This is a genomic window from Cupriavidus sp. WS (assembly GCF_000395345.1).
In the GTDB taxonomy this organism is placed as follows: Bacteria; Pseudomonadota; Gammaproteobacteria; order Burkholderiales; family Burkholderiaceae; genus Cupriavidus; species Cupriavidus basilensis_B.
Genome location: NZ_AQPL01000353.1, coordinates 1 through 11,013, shown reverse-complemented (window position 1 = coordinate 11,013; position 11,013 = coordinate 1). Strand labels below are relative to the sequence as shown.

Below are 11,013 nucleotides of genomic sequence, written 5' to 3'. Positions count from 1 at the left end.
CAGGCCCGCGGGACAAATGTCCCGTGCCGCCGGAAGCGGCCATCCGCGCGGCTGCGGCGGCGGTCCGCGCCCGCGCGGCGGGCTGGCGGGCCGGCTTTTCCCACTAACGAGAATCAGTTACATTTAAAGCCCAGTCGGACCTCGCACGGATGGTGCCGAGGAGCTTGTCCCAGGAATCTCACTACATGTCACCCAGGCTTTTGCTGTTGCTCGCTTTCTTCCCCGCTTATCAGATATGGGATCTGAGCCAGATCTACCGCAACGTCGGCGTGCACTACCACCTGCTGGCGGAGACGGCCGCGACCATCGCGTTCGTGGCGATCCTGCTGGTCTTCATCCGCGAGCGGCAGCGGGTGGCGCGCGATTTCGCCGAGCTGCGCAACGCGGTGCGGGCCGGCGAGCGCGCCATGATGGAGCGCGACGCCGCCGCCCGGCAGAGCACGCGGCATTTCCTCGATCACATGCAGGAGCAGTTCGACGCCTGGAAGCTGACCCCGGCCGAGAAGGACGTGGCCCTGCTGCTGGTCAAGGGGCTTTCGCTGGAAGAGATCGCCGCGCTGCGCGAGAGCCGCGCCAAGACGGTGCGCCAGCATGCCGCCAACGTCTACGCCAAGGCGCGGCTCGAAGGGCGCCACCAGCTTGCCGCGTACTTCCTCGAGGACCTGATGGCGCCCACGCCCGCCTCCGGGAACTGAGCGCGCCGCGCGGCGCGTCAGCCGCGCGCGTCCTCCGCGGCGATCTCCTGCAGGTCCAGGTCGCGCTCGAGCACTTCCAGCACGTGGTCGTGGATCTGGCCCAGGCGATGCAGGCGCAGCAGTTCCGCGCGCCCCGCGGCGATGGCGGCCAGCACCACGCGGTAGTGCTCGGCGGCCACGCCGGCGCGCGAGGCCGTGTCGGCGCTGTAGCGCGCGGTGATGTCGGCGCGGTAGCGGTATTGCTCCAGCAGGCGCGGGTGGATCAGCGTGCCGCCGGCGTCGTAGGCCAGCGCTTCCACCGCCTTGAACTGGGCGGCCTCCAGGTGCGCCCACGCCTGCGACTCGGTGAGGTGGGCCGGGTTGGTTTCCTCGGCGTCGCCCAGGCGCAGCGCGCGGATCAGCAGGCCGAGCGTGGAGCCTTGCAGCAGCACCGTCACCAGGATCACCGCGAACGCCGCCGCCAGGATCAGGTCGCGGCCCGGGATCGATTCCGGCACCGACAAGGCGATCGCCAGCGTCACCACGCCGCGCATGCCGGCCCAGGACAGCACGGCCGAGCCGGCCGCCGAATGCGGCCGCGCGGCGCGCCCGGCCAGCCGCGCGCAGGCGGCGCGCAGCCAGCCGGTGGCGAAGATCCACACGAAGCGCGACACCACCACCGCGGCGACCACCGCCGCCACCGGCAGCGCCAGCGTGTCGAACGCATGCGCCGCGCCGCCCAGGCGCGCCAGCACGCCGCGCAGCGACAGCCCCATCAGGATGAACACCAGCGCCTCCAGCAGGAACACCATCACCTGCCAGAACGCCGTGCCCTTGGCGCGGATGCGCGCGGACAGCACCTCGTGCTGGCGCCAGCCCATGATCAGGCCGCAGGTCACGGTGGAGATCACGCCGGACACGTGCATCGATTCGCCGACCGTGTAGCTCAGCCACGGCGACAGCAGCGAGGCGGCGATCACGAGGTGGTCCACCCCCAGCGTGCGCTGCAGCGTGACCATCACCGCGCCGATGAAGCCGCCCACCACCACGCCGCCCAGCCCGAGCACGGCGAACGAGGCCGAGGCCTGCCACAGGCTGAAGGCACCGGTCAGCGCCGCGGCGATGGCGAAGCGGAACAGCACCAGCCCGGCGGCGTCGTTGAGCAGGCTCTCGCCTTCGAGCAGCGCCATCAGCCGGCGCGGCAGGCTCACGCGCTCCAGCACGGCCTTGGCCGCCACCGCGTCGGGCGGCGAGACCACCGCGCCGAGCGCGAAGCAGGCCGCCCACGGCAGCGCCGGCAGCAGCCAGTGCGTGACCACGCCCACCGCCAGCGTGGTGAAGGCCACCGCGCCGATGGCCAGCCACAGGATGCCGCCCAGGTTGCGTCTGAAGTCTTCCCACACCGTGAAGTAGGCGCCGTCGAGCAGCAGCGGGGGCAGGAAGATGATGAGGATGAGCTCGGGGTCGAACTCCAGCTGCGGCACGCCCGGCAGGAAGGCGATCGCCATGCCGCCGGCCAGCAGCGCCGCCGCGGGCGGCAGGTGCAGGCGCCGGGCCAGCAGCTCCAGCCCGATGATGACGCCGACCAGTACCAGGATGAACTCGAACGCCGATGCCGTGGACACGATGGGGGTTCCTCGCAAGGTGGCTGCGCCAGCCTGCAATACTACAGGCGCCGGCCCGCGCGATGCCGGCCGCGCCCGCAGGAACCGCCCGCCGCCCGCCGGCTCAGTCCTCGGCGACGAAGCCGGTGGCCTCCACGATCGGCTTCCACGCGGCGCGCTCGACCTGGATGCGGTGGCGCGCGTCCTGCCCCGGCTTCGGCGCGACTTCCAGCCCCAGCGCTTCGAGCTTGGCGGCGGTGGCGGCGTTGCCCGAGGCGGCGATGAACATCTTCTCCACCCTGGCCACCACGTCCGGCGGCGTGCCGGCCGGCAGGAAGGCGCCGTACCAGCTGGTGGCGTACTCGTACTGGCCGAAGCCCTGCTCCTTGAGCGTGGGCACCTCGGGCAGCGCCTTGGCGCGGTGCGTGCCGCTCACGCCCAGGAACTGGAGCTTGCCGGCCTTGTACAGCGTCATCATGCTGGCCACCGCGTCCCAGCCGATCGAAACGTTGCCGCTGATCACGTCCACCAGCATCGGCGAGGCGCCGCGGTAGGCCGCCGGCGTGATGGCGACGCCGGCCGACTTGCCCAGCGCCACGGTGCCGAGGTGGCCGGCGCTGCCGATGGTGGCCAGGCCCAGGCTGGCGCCGGCCGGATTGCGGCGCGCCCACTCCACGTATTCCTTCATGTTCTTGTACGGCTGCTGCGCGCCGGCGGCCACCACGGTCGGCACGTCGGTCAGCACGGCGGCGGGCACGAGGTCCTTGTCGGCGTCGTAGCCGAGTTTCCTGTACGTGAGCGGGAAGATGGTGAACAGCGGCGACGGCCCGATGAAGACGGTCTTGCCGTCGGGCTTCGCGCGCTTGACGTAGTCCAGCGCCAGCCGCGCCGAGGCGCCCGGGCGGTTTTCCACGATCACCGTGCCTTGCCCGTCCTGGCGCAGCTGCTCGGCATAGAGGCGCGCCAGGCTGTCGGCCGCGCCGCCGGGCGCGTAGCCGACGACGATGCGCATCGGCTCGCCGCCGTCCGCGGCGTGCGCCGGCCGGGGCAGGGCGAGCACGGCGGCGGCGCAGGCCGGCAGCGCCAGGAGGTGGAGCGTGAGTTTGCGGCGAGAGGCTTGGATCATGGCGCGGGCGGGGTCAGGTCGTTCGGGGGGGGAAGTCGTCAGGCTTGCGGCCACTGGCCCAGCAGGCCGTGCGCGGACTCGAACAGCGCGGCGGCGCGCAGCAGCGCCGCGTCGCCGCGGAACTGCCCGACCAGCTGGAAGCCGACCGGCAGGCCGTCGGCGGCAAAGCCGCTGTTCAGGCTGATGGCGGGGTGGCCGGTCATGTTGAACGGCATGGTCCACGGGAACCAGTGCGCGCGCACGTTCTCGTAGTGCTGGCCGTCGATGTCGATGGTGCCGAACAGGTCCTGCCCGAGCGGCAGCGCGGTGCGCGTGAGCGTGGGCATGGCGAGGAAATCCGCGCGCGCGAGCAGCGCCTGCACGCGCTGGAACAGCGCCGAGCGGTCGAACATGGCCTGCTGGTATTCGACGCCGCTGACCTGCGCGGCCGAGGCCACCTGCCGCAGGAAGGTGGCGCTGAGCTGCTCGCCGTGCTCGGCGGCGATGGCGGCGAAGCGCGCGCGCCAGACCGTGTGGTTGATCGCGCGCCAGATCGGCTCCACGTCGAAGCCTTCGCCGGAGAACGGCTCGAGCTCCGCGCCCAGGCCGGCCAGCCGCGCCAGGCTGGCCTCGAACGCGCGCGCCACCTCGGCCGCCACGGGACGCCCCGGCGGCGCCAGGCAATGGAGGATGCGCTTGCCGCGCAGGTCGCCGCGCGCCTGCGCCGCCTCGACGTAATCGGGTTTGGGCACGCCGATGGACCACGGGTCGCACGCATGCTCGCCGGCCATGACCTGCATCATCAGGCCGGTGTCGGCCACCGTGCGCGTGGTCGGCGTGACGTAGGTCTGGTTGCCGAACAGGTCCTGCGCCTGGCTGTGCGGGATCACGCCGTTGCTCTGCTTGATGCCGACCACGCCGTTGCACGCGGCCGGGATGCGCGTGGAGCCGCCGCCGTCGGTGGCCACCGCCAGCGGGGCGATGCCGCTGGCCACCGCCACCGCCGCGCCGCCGCTGGAGCCGCCGCTGGTGCGCGCGGCGCTCCAGGCGTTGCGCGTGCGGCCGAACAGCGGCGAATCGGTCAGGCACTTGGAGCCGAACTCGGGCGTGGTGGTCTTGCCGATCAGGATGGCGCCCTGCGCGCGCAGGCGCGCCACGGCGACGGCGTCGGTGCCGGGGATGTTGTCGCGGTAGGGCGCCGCGCCGAAGGTGGTGCGCACGCCCTGCGTGTTGACCAGATCCTTGGCGGTAAACGGGATGCCGTGCAGCAGTCCGAGCGGCTTGCCGTCCATGACGGCCTGTTCGGCCGCGCGGGCCGCGTCCAGGGCCTGCTCGGCGCACAGCGTGATGAAGCAGTTCAGCTCGGGCTGCAGGCGCGCGGCGCGCTCCAGCACCGCCCGCATGAGTGCCACCGGCGAGACCTCCCGGCGCGCGATGCGGCCCTGGAGTTCGGTGGCGGACAGGAAGCAAAGCGCATCGCTCATATCGCTCATTGGCGAGCTTCTCCAGAAAACGTCTCGGAGCGGATCGGAGGCGCCGCCACGGCGCGGCCGCGTTAGGGCGCCCGCACCATTGGTTTCTGGATCCAGAATCCATTCTTTGCGGCTATAGTAGACGTGTGTCATGCGCTTGTAAACTGCGCCGACAAAATCCGCACTTCCACTGCGCTGCGGCGCTCAGAGAGGCAAATGGCAGAAACGTTCGAATGGCAGGGGCGCTTGCGCCTGGTGGAAGAGGTGGCGCAGGTGCTGCGCCAGCGCATCTACCGCGGCGTCTATCCGCCGGGCAAGGCGCTGCGCCAGGTGGAGATCTCCGAAGACCTGAAGATCAGCCGCACGCCGCTGCGCGAGGCACTGCGCATGCTGGAGCGCGAAGGGCTGGTCAGCGCCGAGACCGCGCGCGGCGTCACCGTGGTCAGCGCGGACTTCCGGCAACTGATGGACGCCTACGCCCTGCGCGAAGTCATCGACGGCCTCGCGGCGCGGCTGGCCGCCGAGCGCGCCGGCAAGCTGGCGGGCCCGCCGCTGCGCGCCGTCATCGGCGCCCAGCGCGGCAGCCTGGCGCCGTGGCAGCCCGAGGCATACACGGTGGCCAACGTGGAATTCCACACCACCATCATCGGCCTGGCGTCGAACGAATACCTGGCGCGGCAGGTGCCGATCGTCCACATGACCTCGCAGGTGTTCGCGCCGCGCACCGTGTTCCCGCGCGACCGCGCGCTGGCGGCCATCGACGAGCACGAGCAGATCGTGGCGGCCATCGAGAGCGCCGACGGCGACCGGGCGGAGCAGGTGGCGCGGCAGCACATCCGCAGTTCGATGGCGCGCCTCAGGGTGATGGCGCAGGCCGGCGCGGACGTGGCGCAGGCCTGAAGGGAAAAGCCGGTTTCGGGCGTCCGGCGTCAGGACTGCCGGCGCTTCAGCGACGGCGCGGCATCCTGGCGCAGGGCCGGGTGATGCCGGCTCACGCTGCGCGCGCCGAGCAGCAGCGCGAGCAGAAAGACCAGGAGATACGCGGCAAACGTGATGACTTCCATGCTCGACCCTTTGTTGTCGGTTCTGTCCTTGCGTCGAGCGTGAAGTATGCGCAAAGGCGCGGGCGGGGCGCTACCACACGGTGGTAGGGGGCCGCCGCCGCGCCTCGCGCCGGGCGTCAGGTCGCCTCGCGCTTGACCGCGCCGGTGGCGAAGAAGCTCTGCAGGTTCTCGAACACCAGGTCGGCCATCGCCTGGCGGGTCTCGTTGGTGGCGCTGGCGATATGCGGCAGCAGCACCACGTTGTCCAGCGCGAACAGCGCGGGCGGCACCTGCGGCTCGTGCTCGAACACGTCGAGCCCGGCGCCGGCGATGCGCTTGTGCGCCAGCGCGTCCACCAGCGCGGCCTCGTCCACCACCGTGCCGCGCGCGATGTTGATCAGGAAGCCGCGCGGCCCGAGCGCCTCGAGCACGCTGGCCGAGACCAGGTGGCGGGTTTCCGGCCCGCCGGCGGTGGCGATGACGAGGAAGTCGGCCCACTCGGCCAGCGCCGCCAGCGACGGCTCGTGGCGGTAGGTCAGGTCGGCCACCGGGCGGCGGCTGTGGTAGCGCACGTCCATGTCGAAGCCCAGCCCGCGCCGCGCGATCACGCGGCCGATGCGGCCCATGCCGATGATGCCCATGCGCTTGCCGCTCACGCGCGTGCTCAGCGGGAACGCGCCGCTGGGCCATGCGCCGCGGCGCACGAAGCGGTCGGCCGCGCTGAAGCCGCGCGCCACGTCCATCAGCAGGCCGAACGCGGTGTCGGCCACGCAGTCGTTGAGCACGTCGGGCGTGTAGCCCACGGCGATGCCGCGCGCGCGCGCGGCGTCGAGGTCGATCTTGTCCAGGCCCACGCCGAAGCTGGAGATGACCTTGAGCGCCGGCATGGCGTCCATCATGGCGGCGTCCACGCCGTTGGCGGCGCGCGTGGTCAGCGCCACGAACTCGCCGCCGCGCGCGGCCAGGAAGGCGGCGGGGTCGGTCTCGGCCCACAGCGGGTGGACGTCGTAGTGCTCGGCCAGGCTGGCTTCGAGCGCGGCCGGCAGGCGGCCGTGCTGGAGAAGGCGGTGTTTCATGAGAAGAGGTCCCTTGTGGTCGGTCGGGTTGGGGTGGGCGGAGCCGCGGTGGCTCCGTCTTGTGTCTTGGCGGCAGTGCTCTGCCTGGTCCCGGCCTAGCGGCCGTTCTTCTCGCGCCAGGCGGCGAAATCCAGCCGGCTCTGTTCCTGCGTCGGCGGATAGAGGCCGATGATGGAGCGGCCCTTGTTGACTTCCTCGGTGACGAAATCCTCGAACGCGGTCATCTCCACCGCCTCGGCGGCGATCTCCTCGGCCAGGTGGCGCGGGATCACGACCACGCCCTCGCCATCGCCGACCATCACGTCGCCGGGGAACACGGCCACGTCGCCGCAGCCGATCGGGCCGTTGATCTCGATGGCCTGGTGCAGCGTCAGGTTGGTCGGCGCGGACGGGCGCTGGTGGTAGGCGGGGATGGCGAGCCGCGCGATCTCGGGCGCGTCGCGCAGGCCGCCGTCCGTCACCACGCCGGCCACGCCGCGGCGCATCAGGCGCGTGACCAGGATCGAGCCGGCCGAGGCCGCGCGCGCGTCCTTGCGGCTGTCGATCACCAGCACCGCGCCCGGCGGGCATTGCTCCACGGCCTGGCGCTGCGGATGGTCGGGGTCCTGGAACACCGTGATCGGGTTGAGGTCTTCGCGCGCGGGGATGTAGCGCAGCGTGAAGGCCTCGCCCACCATGTTGCCGTGCGCCGGGTTGAGCGGATGCACGTCCTGGAGGAACTGGTTGCGCAGGCCGCGCTTGAACAGCGCGGTGCACAGCGTGGCGGTGCTGACGGTCTTGAGCTGGTCGCGCGTGCGCGGGCTGAACTGGCTGGTTTCGGTCATGGCGGTCATCAGTAGATGCTGGGCTCGCCGCTGGGCGCGCCGAAATCGGTTTGCAGGAAGTCGAAGTCGCAGCCGTCGTTGGCCTGGCGGATGTGCTTGGAGAACATCCAGCCGTAACCGCGCCCGAAGCGCGGCGGCGGCGCCGTCCAGGCCGCGCGGCGGCGCGCCAGTTCCTCGTCGGAGACTTCGAGGTGGATGCTGCGGCGGTCGATGTCCACCGAGATCAGGTCGCCGGTGCGCACCAGCGCGAGCGGGCCGCCGATATACGATTCCGGCGACACGTGCAGGATGCAGGCGCCGTAGCTGGTGCCGCTCATGCGCGCGTCCGACATGCGCAGCATGTCGCGCACGCCCTGCTTGACCAGCTTCTTGGGGATCGGCAGCATGCCCCACTCGGGCATGCCGGGGCCGCCCTGCGGGCCGGCGTTGCGCAGGATCAGGATATGGTCGGCGGTGACGTCGAGGCTCTCGTCCTCCACCGCGGCCTTCATCGACGGATAGTCGTCGAACACCAGCGCCGGGCCGGTGTGCTTGAAGAAGCGGCGCTCGCAGGCGCTCGGCTTGATCACGCAGCCGTCCGGCGCGATGTTGCCCTTGAGCACGGCCAGCGCGCCTTCCTGGTAGAGCGCGTTGTCCGGAGTGCGGATCACGTCGTCGTTGTAGACCTCGGCGCCGGCGATGTTCTCGCCCAGCGTGCGCCCGGTGACGGTGAGCGCGTCGAGCTGGAGCTTGTCGCGGATGCGGTTCATCAGCGCGGGCAGGCCGCCGGCGTAGAAGAAATCCTCCATCAGGTACTTGTCGCCGCTGGGCCGGATGTTGGCGATCACCGGCACGCGGCGGCTGGCCGCGTCGAAGTCTTCCAGGCCGATCTCGCAGCCGGCGCGGCGCGCCATCGCGATCACGTGGATGATGGCGTTGGTGGAGCAGCCCATCGCCATCGCCACGGCGATGGCGTTCTCGAACGCGGCGCGCGTCTGGATGCGCGCCGGGGTCAGGTCCTCCCACACCATGTCGACGATGCGCCGGCCCGACTCCGAGCACATGCGGATATGGTTGGCGTCGGCGGCGGGAATCGACGAGGCGCCCGGCAGCGTCATGCCGATGGTCTCCGCGATCGCCGTCATGGTGCTGGCCGTGCCCATCGTCATGCAGGTGCCGTGGCTGCGCGCGATGCCGCCCTCGATGCCGGTCCACTCGGCCTGGCTGATGTTGCCGGCGCGGCGCTCGTCCCAGTACTTCCACGCATCCGAGCCCGAGCCCAGCACGTTGCCCTTGTAGTTGCCGCGCAGCATCGGCCCGGCCGGCACGTAGATGGCCGGCACGCCGGCGCTGGAGGCGCCCATCAGCAGGCCCGGCGTGGTCTTGTCGCAGCCGCCCATCAGCACGGCGCCGTCGACCGGGTGGGAGCGGATCAGCTCCTCGGCCTCCATCGCCAGCATGTTCCGGTACAGCATGGTGGTCGGCTTGACCGCGCTCTCGGACAGCGAGATGGCGGGCAGCTCGATCGGGAAGCCGCCGGCCTGCAGCACGCCGCGCTTGACGTCGTCCACGCGCTGCTTGAAGTGCGAGTGGCACGGATTGATGTCGGACCACGTGTTGATGATGGCGATGACCGGGCGGTCCAGCCATTCCTCGGGCGCGTAGCCCATCTGCATGATGCGCGAGCGGTGGCCGGAGGAGCGCAGGTCGTCGGGCGCGAACCAGCGCGCGCTGCGCAATGTCTCGGGCGTCTTCTTTCGGGACGTCATTGTCTCTTCCTGGGATGTTCGTCGTGGGCCTCCGCCGGCAGCAGAGGTATGACATCTGATAGGATGGCGGCCAATTAGAGCACTAATATATTAGTGTGTCAAACCAAGGGCGTTTGCTCTAGAATGCGGGGCAGCGGGCCTCGCCGCGGCTGCGCCACGCGCAGCCAAGCGTAAGTGCACCACAGCGCGTGGCGCTGCGCCCCCGCCTTTTGCCAAACCTGATATTCCGGATACGCATACCGCCGCGTGCCCCCCGACAAAGACCGCCGCCGCCCGATGGAAGCCACCGCCGCGCACATCCAGTTCCAGTTCGACCGCACGCGCCATGCCGCGCCGCAGGTGTTCGAGCACATGCGCGAGCAGATCATCTCGATGGCGCTCACGCCCGGCACGGTGCTCTCGCGCACCGACCTGGCCGCGCGGTACGGCATCAGCCAGACGCCGGTGCGCGACGCGCTGATGCGCCTGAGCGAGGAAGGGCTGGTCGACATCTTCCCGCAGCACGCCACCGTGGTCAGTCCGATCAGCATCGCGCTGGCCCGGCAGGCGCATTTCCTGCGCCGCTCGGTCGAGGTGGAGATCGTGCGCACGCTGGCCGGGGCGCCGGACGCCGCGCTGGCCGAGCGCCTGCGCCAGATGGTGGCGCGCCAGCAGGCGCTGCTGCCCGCCCCGGACTTCGCCGAATTCGCCCAGCTCGACCTGGCCTTCCACCGCCAGATGTACGACGCCGCGCAGGTGCCCGACCTGTGGCTGCTGGTGCGCCGCCAGAGCGGCCACCTGGACCGCCTGCGGCGCCTGCACCTGCCGATTCCCGGCAAGGCCGGCGCCGTGGTGGCGGACCATGCCGCCATCGTCGATGCCATCGCGCGCGGCGACGTGGACGAGGCGCAGGCCAGCCTGCGGCGGCATCTGTCGGGTACGCTTGCTAATCTTGAGGAGATACGGGGGAGGTATGGGGATTATTTGGAGTAGGCGGATTTTTTGGATTTGAAGTGTCAAAGTCAAAGGCTTTAACTTCAAAGTCAAATTAAAATTCAAAAGCTTAAAGTCAACGGCTTTCGCGCCCCCGGCGCGACTTACTTTCTTTTATCCGAAAAGAAAGTAAGCCAAGAAAGCGGACTGCCTTGCCGGCAGGGGCAGAGCCGAACAGAGTTGCCGAGGTTGGTGGTTTCGTGGTGGGGGTGGTGGTTCTGCTGGGATTCTGCCGGTACCGATTCTGGTGGCCACGCTCTCTTGGGTGGTGTTGGATTCGTGGTGGCGCTGCATGGTGGCGTTGGTCCAGGTAGCTCAAGCTGCTGCCGCGACCGGGGCGGATGGGTGCGATGTCTCGATCGGTACTGGATTCGTGGTGGGCGCCGTGGCCCCGGCTTGAAACGTACCCGCTTGAGAGATGCTGACACGAGAGCGCTCAACGCTGACCGAAACCCTACATACCCGCGCTGGTTCCACCACGCCCACCACGAAAAC

Annotated in this window: 10 protein-coding genes; 3 read left to right on the top strand and 7 right to left on the bottom strand. The window is 70.4% G+C overall.

From position 1 onward, the window contains the following. Positions 1-185: 185 nt before the first annotated feature. Positions 186-695, top strand: a complete 510-nt coding sequence (locus tag K206_RS0126080) for a LuxR C-terminal-related transcriptional regulator (RefSeq protein ID WP_043367104.1) — start codon at positions 186-188, stop codon at positions 693-695. A gap of 17 nt (positions 696-712) precedes the next feature. Here K206_RS0126080 and K206_RS0126075 read toward each other — a convergent pair whose 3' ends face one another. The 3 genes from K206_RS0126075 to K206_RS0126065 form a co-directional block, all read right to left on the bottom strand. Next, positions 713-2,299 (bottom strand): Na+/H+ antiporter, encoded by a 1,587-nt coding sequence (locus K206_RS0126075; RefSeq protein ID WP_020205320.1) that lies wholly within the window; start codon positions 2,297-2,299, stop codon positions 713-715. A gap of 103 nt (positions 2,300-2,402) precedes the next feature. Next, positions 2,403-3,404, bottom strand: a complete 1,002-nt coding sequence (locus tag K206_RS0126070; protein ID WP_020205319.1) for a tripartite tricarboxylate transporter substrate-binding protein — start codon at positions 3,402-3,404, stop codon at positions 2,403-2,405. Between the two features lie 38 nt (positions 3,405-3,442). Further along, on the bottom strand, positions 3,443-4,867 hold the full coding sequence (locus tag K206_RS0126065; protein ID WP_020205318.1) for an amidase: 1,425 nt from the start codon (positions 4,865-4,867) through the stop codon (positions 3,443-3,445). A gap of 204 nt (positions 4,868-5,071) precedes the next feature. Between K206_RS0126065 and K206_RS0126060 the strand changes: the two genes are divergently transcribed. Then, positions 5,072-5,755 carry a GntR family transcriptional regulator gene (locus tag K206_RS0126060; RefSeq protein WP_020205317.1) on the top strand — a complete coding sequence of 228 codons (684 nt, stop codon included), beginning with the start codon at positions 5,072-5,074 and terminating at the stop codon, positions 5,753-5,755. Positions 5,756-5,784: 29 nt separating this feature from the next. Here K206_RS0126060 and K206_RS44685 read toward each other — a convergent pair whose 3' ends face one another. The 4 genes from K206_RS44685 to araD form a co-directional block, all read right to left on the bottom strand. Beyond that, positions 5,785-5,919 (bottom strand): hypothetical protein, encoded by a 135-nt coding sequence (locus K206_RS44685; protein WP_020205316.1) that lies wholly within the window; start codon positions 5,917-5,919, stop codon positions 5,785-5,787. 116 nt (positions 5,920-6,035) lie between these two features. Next, a complete protein-coding gene (locus K206_RS0126050) occupies positions 6,036-6,974 on the bottom strand; it encodes a 2-hydroxyacid dehydrogenase (RefSeq protein ID WP_020205315.1) in 939 nt (312 codons plus the stop codon). 95 nt (positions 6,975-7,069) lie between these two features. Continuing rightward, positions 7,070-7,807, bottom strand: a complete 738-nt coding sequence (locus K206_RS0126045) for a ribonuclease activity regulator RraA (RefSeq protein ID WP_020205314.1) — start codon at positions 7,805-7,807, stop codon at positions 7,070-7,072. After that, positions 7,807-9,546 (bottom strand): L-arabinonate dehydratase, encoded by a 1,740-nt coding sequence (gene araD / locus K206_RS0126040; RefSeq protein WP_020205313.1) that lies wholly within the window; start codon positions 9,544-9,546, stop codon positions 7,807-7,809. The genes K206_RS0126045 and araD overlap by 1 nt, the downstream gene beginning before the upstream one ends. Before the next feature lie 276 nt (positions 9,547-9,822). Between araD and K206_RS0126035 the strand changes: the two genes are divergently transcribed. Beyond that, positions 9,823-10,518 (top strand): GntR family transcriptional regulator, encoded by a 696-nt coding sequence (locus K206_RS0126035; protein ID WP_020205312.1) that lies wholly within the window; start codon positions 9,823-9,825, stop codon positions 10,516-10,518. Positions 10,519-11,013 lie beyond the last annotated feature (495 nt).

What these genes read in the sequence shown, in the direction of transcription:
- K206_RS0126050 (WP_020205315.1), bottom strand. Translation starts at nt 6,974, where the DNA reads ATGAAACACCGCCTTCTCCAGCACGGCCGCCTGCCGGCCGCGCTCGAA.
- K206_RS44685 (WP_020205316.1), bottom strand. Translation starts at nt 5,919, where the DNA reads ATGGAAGTCATCACGTTTGCCGCGTATCTCCTGGTCTTTCTGCTCGCG.
- K206_RS0126045 (WP_020205314.1), bottom strand. Translation starts at nt 7,807, where the DNA reads ATGACCGCCATGACCGAAACCAGCCAGTTCAGCCCGCGCACGCGCGAC.
- K206_RS0126065 (WP_020205318.1), bottom strand. Translation starts at nt 4,867, where the DNA reads ATGAGCGATGCGCTTTGCTTCCTGTCCGCCACCGAACTCCAGGGCCGC.
- K206_RS0126070 (WP_020205319.1), bottom strand. Translation starts at nt 3,404, where the DNA reads ATGATCCAAGCCTCTCGCCGCAAACTCACGCTCCACCTCCTGGCGCTG.
- K206_RS0126035 (WP_020205312.1), top strand. Translation starts at nt 9,823, where the DNA reads ATGGAAGCCACCGCCGCGCACATCCAGTTCCAGTTCGACCGCACGCGC.
- K206_RS0126080 (WP_043367104.1), top strand. Translation starts at nt 186, where the DNA reads ATGTCACCCAGGCTTTTGCTGTTGCTCGCTTTCTTCCCCGCTTATCAG.
- K206_RS0126060 (WP_020205317.1), top strand. Translation starts at nt 5,072, where the DNA reads ATGGCAGAAACGTTCGAATGGCAGGGGCGCTTGCGCCTGGTGGAAGAG.
- araD (WP_020205313.1), bottom strand. Translation starts at nt 9,546, where the DNA reads ATGACGTCCCGAAAGAAGACGCCCGAGACATTGCGCAGCGCGCGCTGG.